This is a genomic window from Spiribacter sp. 2438, from assembly GCF_009676705.1.
Classification (GTDB): domain Bacteria; phylum Pseudomonadota; class Gammaproteobacteria; order Nitrococcales; family Nitrococcaceae; genus Spiribacter.
The window spans coordinates 536140-557503 of sequence record NZ_CP046046.1; the positions used below are offsets into that span (position 1 = coordinate 536140).

Sequence of the window (21364 nt, forward strand, 5' to 3'; positions counted from 1 at the left end):
CGGCGCAGAGAATAATCCGAGCCCCCTGGCCTGTCAAACCATCTCTCGGATATTCGTCGGAGGGATCGCCGTGTAGGCACCACCGAGTGGATGCCGTATCCTCCGACGCATGGCAAAGAACACCTCCGAATCAGCAGATCCATCCCAAGACCCTTACCTCGACCGCGAGCGTCAGAAATACGACTCGCCGGTCCCCAGCCGAGAGTTCATTACCCAGCAGCTCGAGGAGCAGGCGCGGCCACTCTCCCGACGGGAGCTGGGTGAGCTGTTCAGGCTGGAAGACGAAGATGATCTCGAGGGTCTGAGACGACGACTTAAGGCCATGGAGCGTGATGGCCAGCTGGTTCGCAACCGGCGGAACGGGTACGTGCTGGTTGACAACGAAGAGCTGGTTCGCGGCCGTATTCGTGCGGCTGCGGATGGTTCGGGCGTGGTGCACCCGGATCGCCCCGGGCCTGACGTTTTTCTGGCGCCCAGGCAGATGCGTCGACTGCTCAACGGCGACCGGGTGGTGGTGCGTCTCACCGGCGATGATGAGCGTGGGCACCGTAGCGGCGAGTTGGTCGAGATCATCGAACACGCCAATCAGAACATCGCCGGGCGCTACTACGAAGAGAGCGGCATCGGCTTTGTGGTGCCGAATAACAAGCGGCTGCACCAGGATCTGATCATTCCTGCCGGCGACCGCCATGGGGCTCGTCATGGTGAACTGGTCACCGCCGAGGTGATAAGTCAGCCGTCCGAGCGGCGGCAGCCGATTGGCAAGGTGGTTGAGGTATTTGGCACCCAGATCGCCCCCGGTGATGAAGTCGCGGTGGCCGCCCGCACCCACGGCATTCCCACGGAGTGGCCTGAGGACGCGCTGTCGGAAAGTGAGGCATTTGGGGACAGTGTGCCGGAGTCCAGCAAGGCGAACCGTCGGGATCTTCGTCAGACGCCACTGATCACCATTGATGGAGCCGACGCCCGCGATTTTGATGACGCCGTTTATTGCGAGCCCACCGCCGATGGCTGGCAGCTTCTGGTGGCGATCGCCGATGTCGGCGCCTACGTAAAGCCGGGTTCGGCACTGGATCAAGAGGCGGCAGAGCGGGGCAATTCCGTTTATTTCCCGCGCACGGTGGTGCCGATGCTGCCGGAGGCTCTATCCAATGGGCTCTGTTCACTGAATCCCAAAGTGGATCGGCTGTGCATGGTCTGCGAAATGCAGATCGACCGCGAGGGAGAACTCCGCCAGTCCCGGTTCTTTGAAGGCGTGATGAATTCCTGGGCCCGACTGACCTATGAGGAAGTGGACGCGATTCATAACCATCGCGACCCCTCGCTGCGCCGGGAACACGCCGATCTACTCAAGCACATCGAGCATCTGTATGAGGTGTTTGGCGCCCTGAGGCGTGACCGGGAGCGTCGTGGCGCCATCGATTTCAACACCAGCGAGTCCGTGATCGAGTTCACCAGTGAAGGCCAGGTGGCGGATGTGCACCCGGCGGAGCGGACCGATGCTCATCGCCTGATCGAAGAGTGCATGGTCAAGGCCAATGTGGCCACCGCCCGGTTCCTGAATCGACATCGCGTGCCGACCCTGTACCGGGTGCATGAGCCGCCGGCGGAGGAACGCCTGAAAAACCTGAGGGAGTTTCTGGGTCAGACCGGACTTACCCTCGGGGGTGGCGAGGAACCCTCGCCGGCTGACTATGCCACCTTGATGGAAGCGGTTGCCCGGCGACCCGATCGGCACATGGTGGAGTCGGTGATGCTGCGCTCGATGATGGCCGCGGAATATCGGCCGGACAACGCCGGTCACTTCGGTCTGGCTCTGGATGCCTACGCGCACTTCACCTCGCCCATCCGGCGCTATCCGGATCTGATTGTTCATCGCGGCATCAAGCACGTCCTCGCCAGGCGCCCGGCCGAGGCTTTCGAGTACACCGAGGATCAGCTGGTGACGGTGGGAGAACACTGCTCGATGACCGATCGTCGGGCCGAGGAGGCCAGTCGGGATGCCATACGGACACTCAAGTGCCGCTTCATGAGCGACCGGATCGGCGAGGAGTTCACCGGGGTGGTCAGTGGCGTGACCTCGTTCGGACTTTTCATCGAACTCGACGCGGTGTTCGTGGACGGGCTGATCCACATTACCAACCTCGAGCAGGACTTCTTCCACTTCGATCCCATCGGTCATCGGTTGATCGGGGAGCGCACGGGCAAGGAATACCGGCTGGCTGACCGGATCCGGATCCGGCTGGCCCAGGTCAACGTGGACGACGGCAAACTCGACTTCGAGCCCGTGGCCCATCCGCTGGATGCCGACGGTAACCCGTTGCCGGAGAAAGCCGGCAGCGCGGGCCGCGGCAAGCCCAAGCGGGGTCAGAAGCCCGGCCGCCGCTCCCGGAGCCGTCGGCGGAGCTGATGGCTCAGCGAACCCTGTTGGGCGGCGTGCACGCGGTGCAGGCAGCGGTTCGTCACGATCCCACGCGGGCGCTCGAGGCCTGGGTGGATCGGCGTCGTCGGGACGATCGGCTGCGTCGGGTACGGGAGCAGCTCGAGGCGGTGGGTTGCCCGGTTCATGAGAGCGAATCCGACGCGCTGGGTCGATTGGTCCCCGGGCTGTCTCACCAAGGCGTCGTGCTGGCGATGAAGGGTCAGGGTCCCCGGGGGGATCAGGCTTTGGCGGCGCTCTTGGACGGGCTCGAGGAAGAGCCGCTGCTGCTTGTTCTGGATCAGGTGCAGGATCCCCACAATCTGGGCGCCTGTCTTCGCACTGCCGACGCGGCGGGAGTCCATGCCGTCATTGCTCCGCGAGACCGGGCCAGCGGTCTCACCCCCGTGGTGCATCGGGTCTCCGCAGGAGCGGCCAGCACCGTGCCATTTTTTCAGGTGACGAATCTGGCCCGCTGCCTGCGAAACTTAAGAGATCGCGGCATCTGGCTGGTCGGGGCAGCCGGCGATGGACGGGATTCGCCCTTTACGGCGGACCTGCGCGGCCCGCTGGCTCTGGTTCTTGGGGCCGAGGGCAGGGGCCTGCGACGCCTGACCCGGGAGCACTGCGATCACCTGCTGGCGATTCCCATGGCGGGTGAGGTGGAGAGCCTCAATGTCTCCGTGGCCACCGGCGTGCTGCTTTTCGAAGCCGTTCGCCAGCGGCAAGGTTCCCCCGACGGCCGCGGTTGACTATACTGCGCTGCTGACCGGAGACCCGGTCACTCCTTGCTGCCCGGATTCGGGTGGCTTTTCCCGACAGCACGTCGGATCAACCGTAAGGAGCCACAATGAGGCATTACGAAATTGTATTCCTGGTCCACCCGGACCAGAGCGACCAGGTTCCCGCAATGATCGAGCGCTACCGTGGCCTGATCGAGGGCAACGGCGGTGCCATCCATCGTCTTGAGGACTGGGGACGTCGCCAGCTCGCCTACCCTATCAACAAGCTCATCAAGGCCCACTACGTTCTGATGAACGTCGAGTGTCAGCCGTCGGACATTGAAGAGCTCGAATCGATGTTCCGTTTTAACGACGCGGTGATCCGGAACATGGTGCTCTCCCGTGACGAAGCGGTCACTCAGCCCTCTCCGCTGGCAAAGAGCCAGGACGAGGAGCGTGATCGCGACCGCGACCGGGATCGCAGCGATCGGGAGCCCACTCCGTCCGACGATGATGATGCATCGTCCGAAGAGGCAGCGGCCGTCGATAACACCGAGGACGAGTGAATAACCGGGTCGAGCTGACCGGCCGGCTGGTGGACAAGACCGAGCTCAGATATTCCCCGGCGGGCGTACCCATCGCCCGGGCGCTACTTGAGCACGAGTCATCCCAGACCGAGGCGGGCGTGGAGCGCTGGATCCGTTTTCTGGTGGGTGTGCGCGCTGCAGGCTCGCCACTGGCGGAAGCGCTGGACGACATCCCCATTGGCCGGCCGCTGGAGGTGGCCGGGGTGTTGCTCCGCTCCCGACAGCAGGGACCCGACACCGACCCGATTATTATCAGTCTCAGTCACGTGCAGCGACTGGGCGAATCAACTGAAGGACAATGACCATGGCTCGTTTTTTCCGTCGTCGTAAATACTGTCGTTTCACCGCCGAAGGCGTGAAAGAAATCGACTACAAGGATCTGAACACCCTGCGCCAGTACGTCACCGAGACCGGCAAGATTGTGCCGAGTCGCATCACCGGAACGCGGGCGCGGTATCAGCGGCAGCTGTCCACCGCGGTCAAGCGGGCCCGGTACCTGGCGCTGCTGCCCTACACCGACAGCCACTAGGGGCCGCGGCCGGTAGCGCGCAGCCATGAACGCGTTCCTCGGATTTGTCATGCGCACCCGCCTGGGTGCCATCGGCGTGGTGTCCCTGGGGGCCGTGTTGCCGCTGCTTTTCTGGGTCAGTGGCGCGGTGCTCGCGCTGATTACCCTGCGCCGGGGCTTGGGCGAAGCGGGCATTGTGCTCGCCGGCTCCGTGGCGATCTTGCTGCCGCTCTACCTGCTCCTGCTGGGCGCACCGATGGCCGTGCTCCAGCCGATGGTGCTGGTCTGGGTGCCGGTGATTGCGCTGGCCCAGATCCTCCGCCAGACCGTCTCGCTGGCTGTGACGATTCAGCTTGGCACGCTGCTGGCCGGCGGTGCAGTGCTGGCCTTTTACGCGATTCACGGGGATCCGGTGCAATTCTGGGAGCAGACCCTGGAGGCGCTCGTCGCGGCGCTGACCGGCGGTGAGCCGGGGCCGGAATGGCAGCAGGCCGCCGCCGGACTGGCGCCGCGGCTCACCGGACTCTGGGTGGCCAACATGCTGGGGCTCGCGGTGGTCTGTCTGCTGCTGGGGCGCTGGTGGCAGGCGGTGCTGTACAATCCGGGGGGCTTCCGCGAGGAATTCCACGGGCTGCGCTTTCCGGCATGGTTTGCCGGCCTGGCCCTGGCGGTGCTGGCCGGGGGGCTGGTCACCGGGCCCGGATTGCTGGCGGATCTGGCGACGGTGGTGGCCGGCGTCTTTGTCCTGCAGGCACTCGCGGTGGTGCACGCGCTGGCGCTGGCGAGAGGCTGGCACAGCGGCTGGCTGGTGGGGGTCTACCTGCTTTTGCCATTGTTGATCCGGCCCGTGGCATTGGTGGGTGTGGCGGACACATTTCTGGATTTTCGGAGGCGCTATGCGCCTTCCTCGTCAAGTTGAATAACCCAATGGGGGTTGCGGAATGAATGTGATTCTTCTCGAAAAAGTGGCCAACCTGGGCGGTCTGGGTGACACGGTCAAAGTGCGCGCCGGTTATGGCCGCAATTACCTGATCCCGCAGGGCAAGGCAAAGCCGGCCACGCCGGAAAACATTGCCTATTTTGAGTCCCAGCGGGCCGAGCTTGAGCGAAAGGCCGCCGAGGAGCTGGCAGCGGCCCAGGCTCGTGCCGAGCGTATCGAAGGTCTGGAGGCAGTCACCATTGCGGCGAATGCCGGCGATGAGGGCAAGCTGTTCGGTTCGGTGGGCCCGCAGGATATCGCCGATGCACTGACCGCGGCCGGGGTTGAGGTGGAGCGGCACGAAGTGCGGATGCCGGACGGACCGATTCGTGCCGTTGGAGAGTATTCCGTCGAGGTGCATCTGCATGCCGACGTCAACGCCGCGGCCAACGTCAACATAACCGGCGGAGCCTGAGACGGCCGGCGGCCGGATCAGAGGCGGGCGGGCAGTGGCTGAGACCTTTTCCAGCGGGGTTCAGCGGACCGACGGCCTCAAGGTTCCGCCGCATTCGCTGGAGGCCGAGCAGGCGGTTCTGGGCGGCCTGATGCTGGATAACAGCGCCTGGGACCAGATTGCGGATCGGGTCGGTGAAGATGACTTCTACCGCCGGGATCATCGGCTGATCTTCCGGGCGCTGGACCACCTGGCGGAGTCCGGGCAGCCCATGGATGCGGTCACGCTGTCCGAATGGCTGAAATCCCACGATGAGCTGGAAAGTGCTGGCGGGCTCGCCTATCTGGGGCTGCTGGCGCGGGATACCCCCAGCGCTGCCAATATTCGCGCCTACGCCGACATCGTCCGCGAGCAGTCGGTGCTGCGTCAGCTCATCGAGGCAGGCACCGAAGTCGCCAACGCCGGCTTCAACCCCGAGGGGCAGAGTTCGGCTGAACTGCTGGATGGCGCCGAACGGCGGATTTTCGAAATTGCCGAGCAGTCCGGGCGCAACCGCCGGGGCTTCGTCGGCGTTCGGGATTTGCTCCCCGACGTGGTCGACCGCATCGATACCCTGTACCACCAGGACAGCGACATCACCGGCCTGGCCACCGGTTTCACCGACCTGGATCGCATGACCTCCGGCCTCCAGAACGGGGACCTGGTCATCGTCGCCGGGCGGCCCTCGATGGGCAAAACCACGCTGGCCATGAACGTTGCCGAGGCGGCGGCACTGAGCGAAGGCCCGCCCACCGCCGTATTCAGCATGGAAATGCCGGCAGACGCCCTGACCATGCGCATGCTGGCCTCGCTGGGCCGGGTTGAGCTGCAGAAAATCCGCTCTGGGCGGCTGTCGGATGATGACTGGCCGCGACTCACCAGCACCATGAACCTGCTCTCCCAGGCCAAGCTCTACATCGACGACACGCCCGGCCTGACCCCGACGGACATGCGCGCCCGCTGCCGGCGACTGAAGCGGGAACACGGACTGGGGCTGGTGCTGGTGGACTACCTGCAGCTGATGCAGTTGCCGGGTTTCAAGGAAAACCGCGCGTCCGAAATTTCGGAAATTTCGCGGTCCCTGAAGGGTATGGCCAAGGAACTCGGCGTACCGGTGATCGTGCTCTCCCAGCTCAACCGCAGTCTCGAGCAGCGGCCCAACAAGCGCCCGATCATGTCTGATCTTCGCGAGTGCGTGACTGGTGATACCCCGGTCCTGCTGGCTGACGGTCGCCGCCGGCCGATTGCCGACCTGGTGGGCGAACAGCCCGAGGTTTTATCAATCGATTCGGCCGATCGAGTGATCAGGGCGCGCGCCGATCTTGTCTGGCAGGTCGGCACCCGTGCCGTTCGCAGGATTCATCTCGCCAGTGGGCGCTCCATTCGGTGTACCCCGGAACACCAACTAAGATCCCAGTGGGGCTGGAAGCGGGTTGAGGACATCCGGTTTGATGATCGCCTTGGCGTCGCTCGGTTGCCCGGCGAGGAGCGGCTCGGAGCGATCGCCGATGGCGACCTGTTCTGGGACCGGGTGGTCTCCATTGAGGAAGCCGGTGAAGAAGCGGTCTTCGATCTGACCGTACCGGGGCCGGCCTGTTGGCTGGCGGACGGCATCGTCAGTCATAACTCCGGGGCCATTGAGCAGGACGCCGATGTCATCCTGTTTATCTACCGCGATGAGGTCTACAACGAGGACAGTCCCGATGCGGGCACCGCTGAGGTCATCATCGGCAAGCAGCGTAACGGACCGGTGGGCACGTTGCGGTTGACCTTCCTGGGTCAGTACACGCGTTTCGAGAACTTCATCGCGGATGCCGGCTACGGAGGCGGGGGCTGGCAGTGAGCCGGGTCGCCCGCGCGACGATCAACCTCGATGCCCTGCGCCACAACCTGGGCGTCGCCCGGCGGTCGGCACCCGACGCCCACATCATGGCCGTTCTCAAGGCCAATGCTTACGGCCATGGGCTTTTGCGGGTCGCTCATACACTGGCGTCCGATGTCGAAGGGTTTGCCGTCAGCTGCACCGAGGAGGCGCTGCCGCTTCGGGAGGCCGGGCTTCAGCACCGAATCATCCTCCTGGAGGGTTTCTTTGAGGCGGCGGAACTGCCTTTATTCAGTGCCCGCCGTCTGGATGCCGTGGTTCACCAGCCCTGGCAGATCGAGGCTCTGGCCAGCGCGGATCTTTCCCGCCCGATTGATTGCTGGCTGAAGGTGGATACCGGCATGGGACGGCTGGGGTTCTCGCCGGCGGACGCCGGGGCGGCGGCCGAGCGCCTGGCGACCCTGCCCGCCGTGGGCGAGATTCGCTGGATGACCCATCTGGCCAGTGCCGACGAGCCGGATCGCGCGGACACCGGGTCCCAACTCGTGCGGTTTGGCGAGCTGGCCCACGCCAGTGCCAGTGCCGCCAACTCGGCCGCCACTCTCTACTGGGCGCAGGCGCATGCCCAGTGGGTGCGACCCGGCATCATGCTGTACGGCGCCTCGCCATTCAGCCACGCCGGCCTGCATGCGCCGTTGCACCCCGTCATGCAACTCGAGGCACGGCTGATCTCCGTCAAGACGCTGCCCGCCGGTCACGGCGTGGGGTACGGCAGTCGCTTTGTCTGTCCCGTGGCCATGCCCGTGGGCGTGGTCTCCATCGGCTACGGCGATGGCTATCCCCGCCATGCGCCGGATGGCACGCCGGTCCGAATCCGTGGCCGGCGGGTGCCAATGATCGGCAAAGTGTCAATGGACATGATCGCGGTGGATCTGCGTACGGTGCCCCAGGCCTGTGTGGGGGATCCGGCCATCCTGTGGGGGGTGGACCCGCCCGCCAGCGAGATCGCCGAGGCCTGCGGTACCATCAGCTATGAGCTTTTCTGCCGGCTGACCCCACGGGTCCAGCGGGTCTATCGCCATGGAGGCGTGGATGGCCAGGAGTAGCGTCAAGACCTTGTTTGTCTGTTCCGCCTGCGGGGCGAGTTCGCCGCAGTGGGCCGGGCAATGTGCGGACTGCGGTGAGTGGAATACGCTGGAGGAACAGGTCCAGGCCCCGGCTGTCACCAGCGGTCGCGGCTCGGCACGGGGCGGGCGTCAGTACGCGGGCGACAGCGGCGTGAAGCGTTTGTCCGAAGTGCCTCGAGATGCCGAGACCCGCTTTGCCACGGGAATCGGTGAGTTCGACCGCGTGCTGGGGGGCGGTCTGGTCGCTGGGGGTGTTGTCCTGCTGGGCGGGGATCCGGGTATCGGCAAGTCGACCCTGTTGCTTGAAGCCGTGGCCCGGGTGGCCGGGCAGCACGGCGCCCTGTATGTCACCGGTGAAGAGTCGCTGCGACAGGTGGGCATGCGGGCCGAGCGTCTGGGCGTTGAGGACGATGGCCTCAAGCTGCTGGCTGAAACCCGGGTCGAGGCCATTATCGAGCTGGCGGCCCGGGAGCGCCCCGAAGTACTTGTGGTGGATTCCATCCAGACCGTTCATAGCGATTCGCTGGGTTCGGCGCCGGGTGGTGTGGCGCAGGTTCGGGAATCCGCCGCCCAGCTTGTTCAGTTCGCCAAGCGCAGCGGCACGGTGCTCTTTCTGGTGGGGCATGTGACCAAGGAAGGCCAGTTGGCGGGGCCGCGTGTCCTGGAACACATGGTCGACACGGTTCTCTATTTCGAGAGTGATTCAGGCAGTCGTTACCGGTTATTGAGGGCGGTCAAGAATCGCTTTGGGGCTGCCAATGAGCTGGGCGTATTCGCCATGCTGGACACCGGGCTCAAAGAGGTCAGGAACCCCTCGGCGATTTTCCTCTCCCGCCACGAACAGCCCGTACCGGGGAGCGCGATCCTGGTGACTCGCGAGGGCACGCGGCCGCTGCTGCTCGAGCTGCAGGCGCTGGTGGCGGAGAGCCCGTTATCCAACCCGAGGCGGCTGGCGGTGGGCCTGGACGGCAATCGGCTGGGCATGCTCTTGGCCGTCCTTCAGCGCCATGCCGGGGTCAGCACCTATGGCGAGGACGTGTTCGTCAACGTTGTCGGCGGCGTGCGGGTGGCCGAGACCGCCAGTGACCTGCCGGCCCTGCTGGCCGTGGTTTCAAGTTTGCGTGATCGGCCGATCCCTCAGGACTGGGTGATCTTTGGTGAGGTCGGGCTCGCCGGCGAAATTCGGCCGGTGCCCAATGGCGCCGATCGGCTGGCGGAAGCGGCCCGCCACGGGTTCCGCCGGGCGCTGGTGCCCATGAAAAACTGTCCGGCATCGGGCCAGGCGCCACACGGACTGGCGGTAACGGGTGTCGAGCGACTCGACGCCGCGCTCGACATCGTCCGTGAGGCCGACGGCTAGTCGTCCAGCGCTTCAGCGGCCTTCAGCGTGTTTTCGAGCAGTGTGGCGCGGGTCAGCGGACCAACGCCGCCGGGCACCGGGGTGATCCAGCCGGCGCGTTCGGCGGCACCGGCATAATCCACGTCGCCCACCAGCCGGCCGCTCTCCAGGCGATTGATGCCAACATCGATGACCGCGGCGCCGGGCTTGATCCACTCCCCCGGGATAAATTCCGCGCGGCCTACCGCGGCGACCACGATGTCAGCGCGTTGGACCTCGGCACGTAGATCCCGGGTGCGGCTGTGGCAGATGGTGACTGTACAGCGGGCGTTGAGCAGCTCAAGAGCCATGGGTCGCCCGACAATGTTGGACTGACCGATCACCACGGCATGGGCACCCTCCAGGGGCACCTCGGCCCGCTCAAGCAGGGTCATCACGCCATGAGGGGTGCACGATCGCAGGCCCGGCAGGCGCAGGACCAGGCGGCCGACGTTGCGCGGGTGAAAGCCATCGACATCCTTGGCGGGATCGATCCGCTCGATCACCGAATGCTCGTCAATGTGATCCGGGAGCGGCAGCTGAACAAGAATGCCGTGGGTGGCCGGATTGGCATTGAGCTGATCGATCAGCGCAAGCAACTCGCTCTGGGTCACTGACGTGGGGAGATCGTAATCCTGGGAAATGAAGCCCACCTCGGCGCAATCCCGGCGTTTCATGCGGACATAAACCGATGAAGCGGCATTGTCACCCACCAGGACCACGGCGAGCCCGGGCGCCGGCTGGCCCCGATGAAGTCGCCCGGATACCTGTTGCCGGATGCGCTCGCGGATATCCGCTGCGATGGCCTTGCCGTCAATAATCCCCGCGCCCATGAATGCCCCGTCAGCGTCTGGCTACCTGATGAATGGCGGCACTCTACCCCGCGCTGGCCCGGCATTCCAGACGGGAACGGGCTTCCGGGTGGGGGGTGGTCGCTGTCGGTGCCGACCCGCGGCGGGATTGCGATACAATCCCACCAGGCGCCCGTAGCTCAACCGGATAGAGCATCGGCCTTCTAAGCCGAGGGTTGCAGGTTCAAGTCCTGCCGGGCGCGCCATCACTGCCCGCCGGAGACGCCCCTCAGGAAACCGCCTCGGCCCGCTCCAGCGGACGCTTGAGCAGGCGCTCGATGCCCTTGAGCAGCTTGGCCTCGTCCGGCGCCACCAGGGAAATCGCTTCGCCCTCGTTGCCAGCGCGACCCGTTCGCCCGATGCGGTGGACATAGTCCTCGGCCACATGGGGGAGGTCATAGTTCACCACATGGGGCAGGTGATCGATGTCCAGGCCGCGGGCGGCGATGTCAGTGGCCACCAGTACCCGCACTCGGCCGCGCTTGAACCCGTCCAGGGCCTTGGTGCGGGCGGACTGGCTCTTGTTGCCATGAATGGCGGCGGTGGTCAGTCCATCCTTGTCCAACTGTCGGCTCAGGTTGTTGGCGCCATGCTTGGTGCGGGTGAAAACCAGCACCTGCTGCCAGTCGCCTTCCCGAATCAGGCGGCTCAGTACCCGGCGTTTTTCCGCCTTTTCCAGCCGATAAACCCGCTGAGCAACGGTTTCTGCCGCACTGTTGCGCGGGGCCACGTCGATTTCCACCGGGCTGCTCAGCATGCCACTGGCCAGGCGACGAATCTCCGTCGAAAAAGTCGCAGAGAACAGCAGGGTCTGGCGTTGGGCGGGGAGCTGCTTCATCAATCGGCGGATGTCGTGGATAAAGCCCATGTCCAGCATCCGGTCGGCCTCGTCCAGCACCACGGACTGGACCCGATCCAGCCGCAGGTTGCCGCGCTGGAGGTGATCCAGGAGACGGCCCGGGGTGGCGATCAGTATGTCGACGCCCTTGCGCAGGCGGTCCACCTGGGGCTGCATGCCAACGCCGCCGAAGATCACGGCGCTGCGCAGAGAGAGCTTTCGGCCGTAGGTGCGCACACTGTCGTGGATCTGCGCGGCGAGCTCCCGGGTCGGGGCGACAATCAGCAGCCTGACCGGTGGGCGTCCCGGGGCGGGTTGGTCCGCCGCCAGGCGCTGCAGTAGCGGCAGCGTAAAGGCGGCTGTCTTGCCGGTGCCAGTCTGGGCGGCGGCGAGCAGATCCTGGCCTTCGAGAACGTGGGGGATGGCGCGTTGCTGGATGGGGGTGGCGGTGGTGTAGCCCGACGCCCGGATGGCGTCAAGCAGTTCGGCGCGGAGGCCGAAATCATCGAATGTCATTTAAGCGTTACTCCTGAAGCTGCGTGGAGTATACGCACGTTGACCGCAAAGTGGGGGCTCAGTATTATCACGCGTCCCCTGCTGGCTCGGTCGACAGGGGCGCCTGCGGTCGAGGCGGGGTGTAGCGCAGCCTGGTAGCGCGCCTGCTTTGGGAGCAGGATGTCGGGGGTTCAAATCCCTCCACCCCGACCAGTTTGCTGGCAGGGTTTCTGACAATGGTGGGCGTAGCTCAGTTGGTAGAGCTCCGGATTGTGGCTCCGGTGGTCGTGGGTTCAAGTCCCATCGCTCACCCCATCCTCTTCATGGGCCGTTAGCTCAATTGGTAGAGCAGCTGACTCTTAATCAGTAGGTTCGGGGTTCGAGTCCCTGACGGCCCACCAGTCTTCAAGTTGCATTGCAGCAAACATTCCCGTTCTGTGTCTGTCACATCTCATGGATGTGAACAGGGAAGACGGCAATGGCAGAGCAACCCACCGACGGCCAAACCGAAGAATCAACGCCTGCATGGCATGCATTGCCTCCGGAAGATGTTCTGGAGCAGCTTGACGCGGACTCCGAGGGCCTTTCCGACGAGGCCGCCGAAGCCCGTCTTGAGGAATATGGCGAGAACCGTCAGCGCCCCCCGGAACGCCGTTCGGGCTGGATGCGGTTTCTGAGTCAGTTCCGCAATCTGCTGATCTACCTGCTGATCGCCGCGGCCGTGGTTACCGCCATACTCGGGCAATGGATCGACACGGTGGTCATCGTCGCGGTGGTGCTGATCAACGCGCTGATTGGGTACATCCAGGAGGGCAAGGCCGAGAGCGCCATGGAGGCGATTCGAGAGATGCTCTCCCCCGAGGCGGTGGTACGACGCAACGGCACCCGTCGCACCATTGATGCCACCGGCGTGGTGCCCGGCGATGTCCTGGTGCTCGAACCGGGGGACAAGGTTACCGCCGATGTGCGGTTGCTCTCCTGTCGGAATCTGTCAGTGGACGAGTCCGCCCTGACCGGCGAGTCCGTGCCCGTCTCCAAACTCACCGATACGGTGGATGAAGGCGCCAGTCTGGGTGACCGCCACAGCATGGCGTTTGCCGGCACCGTAGTGGCCTCCGGTGAGGGCAAGGGCGTTGTGGTGGCCACCGGCGAGCGCACCCAGTTGGGCCAGGTCACCGAGATGCTCTCCACGGTGGAGTCGGTGAAGACGCCGTTGCTCCGCCACCTGGATCGACTGGGCAAGATGCTGTCCGTCATCATCGTCATGGCCGGGCTGTTCACCGCTCTGGCCGGTGTGCTTTTGCATGGCTTTACAGCAGTGGAAATGCTGATGGCCGCCGTGGGCCTGGCGGTGGCCGCCATCCCCGAGGGTCTGCCAGCCATTGTGACCATTACCCTGGCGCTGGGCGTGCAGCGCCTTGCCGCCCGCAACGCCATCGTGCGCAAGCTCCCGGCGGTGGAAACCCTGGGTGCGGTCACGGTGATCTGCTCGGACAAGACCGGAACCCTGACCCGCAATGAAATGACCGCCCAGGAGTTGCTACTGGCGGATGGCGTCCATTCCCTGGAGGACGCTGGGCAGGATGATCAACTGGCCGAGGTCCAGGACCGAATCGCCCGCGCCGTCAGCCTGTGCAGCGAGGCGTCGGTGCATGAGCGGGAGGACGGCGAAACCGTGATCAGCGGTGACCCCATGGAAGCCGCGCTGCTGGGTTTTGCCGAACAGCGCGGTGTCGACATCGATTCGCTGCGTCAGTCGGCGCCGCGGCAGGATGGCATTCCCTTCGATTCGGCCCATCGCTACATGGCCACGGTCAATGACATTGATGGCGAGTCCTGGCTGCTGGTCAAGGGGGCGCCGGAAGCCGTGGTGCCTCGATGCGATCACATGCTGGCGGAGGAGGGAACTCAACCCCTGGATGTGGAGGCCTGGCACCGGGATGCGGAAGAGCTGGCCGGACGGGGATTGCGCCTGCTGGCCATTGCTGAGCGACAACTGGACGGCGAATCCGTCGACCTCCACGATGGTGACGGGCCGCAATCGCTGGTGCTGCTCGGGCTGGTGGCGATTATCGACCCGCCCCGGGACGAAGCCATTACGGCGGTGCGCGCCTGTCAGGACGCGGGTATCACCGTCAAGATGATCACCGGCGATCACGCCCGCACCGCCGCCGCCATTGGCCGCCAGCTGGGGCTTGGCGAGAGTGAGCGGGGTGTAACCGGGGAAGACCTGGATCAACTGAACGACGAGGACTTTGCCCGCACGGCACGGGAGTCCGTGGTGTTCGCCCGGGTGTCCCCGGAGCACAAGCTGCGGTTGGTCGAAGCCCTGCAGGCGGATCATGAAGTCTGCGCCATGACCGGCGACGGTGTGAACGATGCGCCGGCGCTGAAGCGCGCGGACGTGGGTGTTTCCATGGGCAAGGGCGGCACCGATGCGGCCCGGGAGTCTTCCGCCATGGTGCTGGCCGACGACAACTTCGCCACCATCGAGGCGGCGGTGCGCGAAGGCCGGGTGATTTACGACAACATCGTCAAGTCCATTCTTTTCATCCTGCCCACCAATGCCGCCCAGTCATTGCTGCTGGTGATCGCGGTGCTGGTTGGACTGATGTTGCCGGTTACCCCGGTGCAGATCCTCTGGGTCAACATGGTAACGGCGGTGACGCTGGCGCTGGCGCTGGCGTTCGAGCCACCCGAGGAGAACGTCATGGAGCGCTCGCCCCGGGCGACGGACGCGCCACTGATTCCCTCTGGGCTGGGCTCGCGGCTGCTGCTGGTGGCGTCAGTGATCGTGGTGGGCACTTTGGGGCTGTTCCTGATCGAACGGGGCGCGGGCCGGGAATTGGCGGAAGCCCGCACCCTGGCGGTGAACACGCTGGTGCTGGCCCAGGTGTGGTTTCTGTTCTCGGCACGGCGTCTCTACGCCAGCTCCCTGAACTGGAGCGGATTGCTCGGCAATCGTTACGTCCTGCTGGCAGCGGCGGTGATCATCGGCGCTCAGCTCGCCTTCACCTACGCGCCGCCCCTGCAGCTGCTTTTTGATACCCGCGCACTGGGTCTCGAGGCCTGGCTGTTGGCACTGATGGTCAGCCTGCCGGTGATATTCGTGGCCGAGGCGCACAAGGCATGGCACCGGCGCCGCGGCATTGGCCCGGCGCACTCCGGAAGGCGCTGACCGGCCGTTTGCTTTTGCCGGCTCCGGCATCCCGGTATACTGACCGGCTTGAGTCGCGAAGCGCGAAAGTGGCGGAATTGGTAGACGCGCTGGGTTTAGGTCCCAGTGGGGAAAGACCCCGTGCGAGTTCGAGTCTCGCCTTTCGCACCATAAACCAGAGGTGGGCAATGCAAGTATCGGTGGAGTCGGGCGAGGGCCTCAAGCGCAAGCTCAAGGTTCAGGTCCCTTCGGATCGGGTTGACGAGCAGGTCGACAAAAAGCTGCGCGAGATGCGCGGACAGGTGCGGCTGCAGGGCTTTCGACCCGGCAAGGTGCCGATGAAGGTCGTCCAGAAGCGCTACGGCCCGCAGGTTCGGGGCGAGGTGCTCGACGAAGTGGTGCGGACCACTTATGCCGAGGCCCTCGAACAGGAATCCCTGCGACCGGCTGGTGCGCCATCCATCGAGCCGATCAACCTCAATGAGGGCGAAGACCTGGCCTACGAGGCCAGCATCGAAGTGATGCCCGAGATCGAGGTCAAGGGGATCGACGAAATCGAACTCAATCGCCCGGCCGTGGACATTGAAGCCGCCGACGTGGACCGCATTCTCGAGCGGCTGCGACGTCAGCATGCCGAGTATTCCGAGGTGGAGCGGGCGGCCGCCGAGGGCGACCGCGTGGTCATCGACTTCCAGGGCACCATTGATGGGGAGCCCTTCGAGGGCAACAGCGGCGAAGACGTTCCCGTGCCGCTGGGCGAGGGACAGATGCCGCCAGAGTTCGAAACCCAGCTGGTGGGCATGAGTGCCGGTGAAGAGAAAACCGTGACCTACACCTTTCCGGAAGGCTTTCCGGACCCGAACATCGCCGGCCGGGAGGCCACCTTTACGGTGACCGTCAAAAAAGTGGAGGCGCCGGAGTTGCCCGCCGCCGATGACACGTTTGCCGAGACGCTGGGTATTGAGGGCGGCATCGAGGCGGTCCGTGAGCGCATCACCGAGAGTCTGGAGCGGGAGCGTGATCAGGCCGTCCGGGCCCGAGTCAAGAACCAGGTGATGGATTCGCTGGTCGAAAAGAATGAAGTCGAGCTGCCACAGACGCTGGTGGACAGTGAAATTGAGCAGCTGCGCCAGCAGACCCGGGAGCGCATGCGTCAGGCCGGCGCCGAGGGCGACGAGCCGGAGTTGCCCGCCGACCAGTTCGAAACCGAAGCCCGCCGGCGGGTGGCGCTGGGACTGCTGGTCAACGAGATTGTCCGTGCCAACGACATCCAGCTGGATGGCGAGCGGATGCAGCAGGCCCTGCAGCGGGTAGCTTCCGGTTACGAGCAGCCGGAACAGGTCATGCAGTACTACCTGCAGAACCAGGAAATGATGCAGAGCCTTCAGCTGCAGGTGATGGAAGATCAGGTGGTGGACTGGGTGATGGAGAAAGCGCAGGTCACCGACAAGCCCATGACTCTCGATGCCCTCACCAGTGGCGCCGAGATCAGTGACGAAGACAACGCCGAGGCCAGCTAAACGGTCAGGAGTGCAATCAATGATGAGCGACGAGCAACAGGCGCAATCCCCCATGGCCACCGGACTGGTCCCCATGGTGGTGGAACAGACCGCCCGGGGCGAGCGGGCCTTTGATATTTATTCGCGGCTCCTCAAGGAGCGAGTGATTTTCATGGTCGGGCCGGTGGAGGACCACCAGGCCAATCTGTTGATTGCCCAGCTGCTTTTTCTGGAGTCCGAGAATCCCGATAAGGATATTCATTTTTACATCAACAGTCCGGGCGGCGTCGTCACCGCCGGTCTGGCCATCTATGACACGATGCAGTTCGTGAAACCCGACGTCAGTACGCTGTGCATCGGCCAGGCGGCCAGCATGGGATCGCTGCTCCTGGCGGGCGGAGCCGCCGGCAAGCGGTTTGCGCTGCCGAATTCACGGGTGATGATTCACCAGCCGCTTGGCGGGTTTCAGGGGCAGGCCACGGATATCGACATTCACGCCCGCGAGATTCTCAGCATGCGTGAGCGCCTGAACCAGATCCTGGCTCATCACACGGGCCAGGATCTCAAGACCATCGCCCAGGACACCGAGCGCGACAATTTCATGTCCCCGGCGGCCGCCCGGGACTACGGCATCGTCGATCAGGTGCTGGAGGATCGCAGCAGTCTGCCGCTGGAGTGAAGCGGTTGCGTGGTTTTCCAAAAGCGGGCATCGTCGAAGTTGATGACACTCGCATCTGCAAGGGTAGCCAATGACTGACAGAGATAACGGTGGTCGAGGCGACGACGGCGGTAAGCTTCTTTACTGCTCCTTCTGCGGCAAGAGCCAGCACGAAGTCCGCAAGCTGATTGCAGGGCCTTCGGTGTTCGTCTGTGACGAGTGCGTGGAGCTATGCAACGACATCATCCGCGAGGAGATGGAAGAAAAGAGCGCCGAAGCGGGTGCGCGTCTGCCCAAGCCCCACGAGATTAACGAAGCGCTCAACGAGCACGTCATCGGTCAGGAGCACGCCAAGAAGGTGCTTTCCGTGGCGGTGTACAACCACTACAAGCGGATGCAGGCCCCGCGGGGTCGCGATGACGTGGAGCTCACCAAGAGCAACATTCTGCTGGTGGGGCCCACGGGCTCCGGCAAGACCCTGCTGGCCGAGACACTGGCCCGGCTGCTGGATGTGCCGTTCACCATCGCCGACGCCACGACGCTAACCGAGGCGGGTTACGTGGGCGAAGATGTTGAGAACATCATTCAGAAGCTGCTCCAGAAGTGCGACTACGACGTTGAGAAAGCCCAGCAGGGCATCGTCTACATCGACGAAATCGACAAGGTGTCCCGCAAGGCGGAAAACCCCTCCATTACCCGGGATGTCTCCGGCGAGGGCGTCCAGCAGGCGCTGCTGAAGCTCATCGAGGGGACCACGGCGTCGGTGCCCCCCCAGGGCGGGCGCAAACACCCCCAGCAGGAGTTCCTGCAGGTGGATACCGGCAACATCCTGTTCATCTGCGGGGGCGCCTTTGCCGGGCTCGAAAAAGTGATCCAGCAGCGCTCCGAGAAGGGCGGCATCGGATTTTCCGCCGACATCAAGGGTGAGGCCCAGAAGCGAGGTGTTGGCGAAACGCTGCGGGACGTGGAGCCGGAGGATCTGGTGCGCTACGGGTTGATTCCGGAGTTCGTCGGCCGCCTGCCCGTGGTGGCGACGCTCAACGAGCTGGATGAAGATGCCCTGGTGCAGATTCTCTGCGAGCCCCGCAATGCGCTGGTCAAGCAGTTCCAGCGGCTTTTCGACATGGAAGGCGTCGAGCTGGAATTCCGGGATGTTGCACTGTACGAGGTGGCTCGCAAGGCCATTGCGCGCAACACCGGGGCACGGGGGCTGCGGACGCTGGTGGAGCACGTTCTCCTGGATACCATGTATGACCTCCCCTCACTGGAAAACGTCAGCAAGGTGGTGGTTGACGATTCGGTGATTCGTGGCGAAACCGCCCCCTACCTGATTTATGACGGCTCGGAGCAGTCCGCAGCGGCCTCTGACTGAGCCGCTGGCGGGCCGAGCTCCGGCCCGGCGAGGAATTCTATGAGCGAGCAAGTCCCCTCTTCACCGGCATCGATGATGCCGGTGTTGCCGTTGCGTGACGTGGTGGTCTACCCCCACATGGTCATCCCGCTGTTCGTGGGTCGGGATAAATCTATCGAGGCGCTGGAAGCGGCGATGGCCGACGACAAGCGCATCCTGCTGGTGGCCCAGCACAGCGCGGAGGTGGATGAACCGGCGGCAGACAACATCTATGCCATCGGTACCATTGCCAACATTCTGCAGATGCTCAAGCTGCCGGATGGCACCGTCAAAGTGCTGGTGGAAGGCGCCGAGCGAGCCACCGTGTCGACGCTGCAGGTGGATGGCGATTATTTCCAGGCGGGTGCCGTGGCGCTCGCGGAGCCGGACGTCACCGACGATCCCGAAGTGGAGGTCATGACCCGGTCGCTGCTCTCGCTCTTCGAGCAGTACGTAAAGCTCAATCGCAAAGTGCCTCCGGAGATTCTGTCCTCGCTGCAGGGGATCGAGGAGGCGGGCCGGCTGGCGGATACCGTTGCGGCCCACATGAGCCTCAAGATCGAGGAGAAACAGAAAGTCCTCGAAATGAACGACCCGCGCAAGCGCCTTGAGCACCTGATGGCGCTGATCGAGGGAGAGCTCGACATCCTGCAGGTTGAAAAGCGCATTCGCGGGCGCGTCAAGCAGCAGATGGAAAAGTCCCAGCGGGAGTACTACCTCAACGAGCAGATGAAGGCGATCCAGAAAGAGCTCGGCGAGCTCGAGGATGTGCCCAATGAAATCGAGGACCTCGAGAAGAAAGTCGAAGAAGCCGGGCTCTCCACCGAAGCCCGCGAGAAGGCCGACCAGGAGCTTGCCAAGCTGCGAATGATGTCGCCGATGTCCGCCGAGGCCACGGTGGTGCGCAATTACCTCGAGTGGCTGCTGGCCCTGCCCTGGAAGAAGCGCACCCGGGTGCGCCATGACATCGCCCGGGCCGAGGCGATCCTGGACAGCGATCACTATGGCCTCGAGAAGGTCAAGGAGCGCATTCTCGAGTATCTGGCGGTTCAGCAGCGGGTGCGAAAGCTCAAGGGTCCGATTCTCTGTCTGGTGGGTCCACCCGGCGTGGGCAAGACCTCGCTGGGCGAAAGTATTGCTCGCTCCATCAATCGCCGCTTCGTGCGGATGTCCCTGGGCGGGGTCCGGGACGAAGCCGAAATCCGCGGCCACCGGCGGACCTACATTGGCTCGCTGCCCGGCAAAATCGTCCAGAAACTCTCCAAGGTGGGAACGCGTAACCCGCTGTTCCTGCTCGATGAAATCGACAAGATGGCGATGGACTTCCGGGGCGACCCGGCGTCGGCCCTGCTGGAGGTGCTTGATCCCGAGCAGAACGCCACCTTTAACGACCACTACCTGGAGGTCGACTTTGACCTTTCCGATGTGATGTTCGTCTGCACGGCCAACACGATGAACATTCCGGGCCCGTTGCTGGACCGCATGGAAGTGATCCGGCTGTCGGGCTACACCGAGGAGGAGAAGGTCAACATTGCCAACAAGTATCTGCTGCCCAAGCAGATCAAGGCCAATGGCCTCAAGAAGCAGGAGCTGGAGGTGAGCGACAACGCGCTGCGGGACACCGTGCGCTACTACACCCGCGAGGCTGGTGTGCGGAACCTGGAGCGGGAAGTGGCCAAGATTTCCCGCCGCGTGGTCAAGGAAGTGCTCCTCAAGCCGCGCGACAGGACCGTCCAGGTGAATACCCAGAATCTCGACAAGTACCTCGGGGTCCGGCGGTTCCGTTATGGCATGGCGGAAACCAGCGATCAGATTGGCCGCGTCACCGGACTGGCCTGGACCGAGGTGGGCGGTGAGTTGCTGACCATCGAAGCGGCGGTGGTGCCCGGCAAGGGCAGGCTTCAGAACACCGGCCAGCTGGGTGATGTGATGAAGGAGTCGATTCACGCGGCCCTGACCGTGGTCCGCTCACGCTCTGAGGCACTGGGTATTGACCCGGGATTCAACCAGGTGAGCGACATGCACATCCACGTCCCCGAGGGTGCGATTCCCAAGGATGGCCCCAGTGCTGGCATCGGTATGTGTACCGCTCTGGTTTCATCCTTGACCGCCATTCCCGTCCGCGCCAGCGTGGCAATGACCGGTGAAATCACGCTGCGTGGCGAGGTATTGCCCATTGGCGGGCTCAAGGAGAAGCTGCTGGCGGCGTTACGAGGCGGTATCGAGACGGTGGTGATTCCGGAGGAAAATCGCAAGGATCTCGCGGACATCGGCAAGGATATCAAGGGCAAGCTCGACATTCGTCCGGTGCGCTGGATCGACCAGGTGCTCGAGGTGGCTCTCACCGCCCAGCCGGTCCCGGCTCCGGGCAATCGGATCGGGCAATCCGAGGAAAAGGGTGCCGAAAGAGGCTCAACCGAGGGGTCGGTACGACCGCATTGATTTGACAGGGATGAAAACCCATTGCTAAATGCATTTGGCTGATCGTGTATGTCCGGTTG

The 21364-nt window shown here is 64.2% G+C and carries 17 protein-coding genes and 5 tRNA genes; 20 read left to right on the forward strand and 2 right to left on the reverse strand.

The annotated features are described in order from the left end of the window. The first annotated feature begins 109 nt into the window (after positions 1 to 109). From rnr to radA, 10 genes are all read left to right on the forward strand, one after another. Positions 110 to 2410: a ribonuclease R gene (rnr, locus tag GJ672_RS02715; RefSeq protein ID WP_154295762.1), complete on the forward strand. Its 2301-nt coding sequence runs from the start codon at positions 110 to 112 to the stop codon at positions 2408 to 2410. Beyond that, entirely contained in the window at positions 2410 to 3171 is a 762-nt protein-coding gene (gene rlmB / locus GJ672_RS02720) for a 23S rRNA (guanosine(2251)-2'-O)-methyltransferase RlmB (RefSeq protein WP_154295763.1), read from the forward strand. Before rnr ends, rlmB begins: the two co-directional genes overlap by 1 nt. Before the next feature lie 98 nt (positions 3172 to 3269). Beyond that, on the forward strand, positions 3270 to 3707 hold the full coding sequence (gene rpsF / locus GJ672_RS02725) for a 30S ribosomal protein S6 (RefSeq protein ID WP_154295764.1): 438 nt from the start codon (positions 3270 to 3272) through the stop codon (positions 3705 to 3707). Further along, positions 3704 to 4030, forward strand: coding sequence for a primosomal replication protein N (gene priB / locus GJ672_RS02730; protein ID WP_154295765.1), 327 nt, complete (start codon positions 3704 to 3706; stop codon positions 4028 to 4030). Before rpsF ends, priB begins: the two co-directional genes overlap by 4 nt. A 2-nt stretch (positions 4031 to 4032) precedes the next feature. Continuing rightward, a complete protein-coding gene (rpsR, locus tag GJ672_RS02735) occupies positions 4033 to 4257 on the forward strand; it encodes a 30S ribosomal protein S18 (RefSeq protein WP_154295766.1) in 225 nt (74 codons plus the stop codon). Between the two features lie 25 nt (positions 4258 to 4282). Further along, the gene (locus GJ672_RS02740) at positions 4283 to 5155 is read left to right on the forward strand and encodes a hypothetical protein (RefSeq protein ID WP_154295767.1); all 873 of its coding nucleotides are present in this window, start codon (positions 4283 to 4285) and stop codon (positions 5153 to 5155) included. Between the two features lie 22 nt (positions 5156 to 5177). After that, positions 5178 to 5630: a 50S ribosomal protein L9 gene (gene rplI / locus GJ672_RS02745; protein WP_154295768.1), complete on the forward strand. Its 453-nt coding sequence runs from the start codon at positions 5178 to 5180 to the stop codon at positions 5628 to 5630. A gap of 34 nt (positions 5631 to 5664) precedes the next feature. After that, positions 5665 to 7491 carry a replicative DNA helicase gene (gene dnaB / locus GJ672_RS02750; protein WP_154295769.1) on the forward strand — a complete coding sequence of 609 codons (1827 nt, stop codon included), beginning with the start codon at positions 5665 to 5667 and terminating at the stop codon, positions 7489 to 7491. Then, on the forward strand, positions 7488 to 8576 hold the full coding sequence (gene alr / locus GJ672_RS02755; RefSeq protein WP_154295770.1) for an alanine racemase: 1089 nt from the start codon (positions 7488 to 7490) through the stop codon (positions 8574 to 8576). Before dnaB ends, alr begins: the two co-directional genes overlap by 4 nt. Beyond that, positions 8563 to 9957, forward strand: coding sequence for a DNA repair protein RadA (radA, locus tag GJ672_RS02760; protein ID WP_154295771.1), 1395 nt, complete (start codon positions 8563 to 8565; stop codon positions 9955 to 9957). Before alr ends, radA begins: the two co-directional genes overlap by 14 nt. On the opposite strand, the gene folD is transcribed toward radA, so the two are convergent. Continuing rightward, positions 9954 to 10808, reverse strand: a complete 855-nt coding sequence (gene folD, locus GJ672_RS02765) for a bifunctional methylenetetrahydrofolate dehydrogenase/methenyltetrahydrofolate cyclohydrolase FolD (protein ID WP_154295772.1) — start codon at positions 10806 to 10808, stop codon at positions 9954 to 9956. The genes radA and folD overlap by 4 nt on opposite strands. Before the next feature lie 147 nt (positions 10809 to 10955). Between folD and GJ672_RS02770 the strand changes: the two genes are divergently transcribed. Then, positions 10956 to 11032: transfer RNA gene (locus GJ672_RS02770), tRNA-Arg, on the forward strand. A 23-nt stretch (positions 11033 to 11055) separates the two neighbouring features. Here GJ672_RS02770 and GJ672_RS02775 read toward each other — a convergent pair. Next, entirely contained in the window at positions 11056 to 12180 is a 1125-nt protein-coding gene (locus tag GJ672_RS02775; protein ID WP_154295773.1) for a DEAD/DEAH box helicase, read from the reverse strand. A 115-nt stretch (positions 12181 to 12295) separates the two neighbouring features. Between GJ672_RS02775 and GJ672_RS02780 the strand changes: the two genes are divergently transcribed. The 9 genes from GJ672_RS02780 to lon all read left to right on the forward strand — a co-directional run bounded on the left by GJ672_RS02780 (position 12296) and on the right by lon (position 21305). Next, a tRNA-Pro gene (locus GJ672_RS02780) sits at positions 12296 to 12372 on the forward strand. A gap of 26 nt (positions 12373 to 12398) precedes the next feature. Then, positions 12399 to 12474, forward strand: a tRNA-His gene (locus GJ672_RS02785). A 10-nt stretch (positions 12475 to 12484) separates the two neighbouring features. Next, a tRNA-Lys gene (locus tag GJ672_RS02790) sits at positions 12485 to 12560 on the forward strand. Between the two features lie 77 nt (positions 12561 to 12637). Then, a complete protein-coding gene (locus GJ672_RS02795) occupies positions 12638 to 15337 on the forward strand; it encodes an HAD-IC family P-type ATPase (protein WP_154295774.1) in 2700 nt (899 codons plus the stop codon). Positions 15338 to 15399: 62 nt separating this feature from the next. Then, positions 15400 to 15487 (forward strand) — tRNA-Leu (locus GJ672_RS02800). Positions 15488 to 15504: 17 nt separating this feature from the next. Then, positions 15505 to 16836: a trigger factor gene (gene tig / locus GJ672_RS02805; RefSeq protein ID WP_154295775.1), complete on the forward strand. Its 1332-nt coding sequence runs from the start codon at positions 15505 to 15507 to the stop codon at positions 16834 to 16836. Positions 16837 to 16858: 22 nt separating this feature from the next. Then, positions 16859 to 17494, forward strand: coding sequence for an ATP-dependent Clp endopeptidase proteolytic subunit ClpP (clpP, locus tag GJ672_RS02810; protein WP_154297000.1), 636 nt, complete (start codon positions 16859 to 16861; stop codon positions 17492 to 17494). Between the two features lie 70 nt (positions 17495 to 17564). Then, the gene (gene clpX, locus GJ672_RS02815) at positions 17565 to 18845 is read left to right on the forward strand and encodes an ATP-dependent Clp protease ATP-binding subunit ClpX (protein ID WP_154295776.1); all 1281 of its coding nucleotides are present in this window, start codon (positions 17565 to 17567) and stop codon (positions 18843 to 18845) included. A 39-nt stretch (positions 18846 to 18884) separates the two neighbouring features. Next, positions 18885 to 21305: an endopeptidase La gene (gene lon / locus GJ672_RS02820; RefSeq protein WP_154295777.1), complete on the forward strand. Its 2421-nt coding sequence runs from the start codon at positions 18885 to 18887 to the stop codon at positions 21303 to 21305. Positions 21306 to 21364 lie beyond the last annotated feature (59 nt).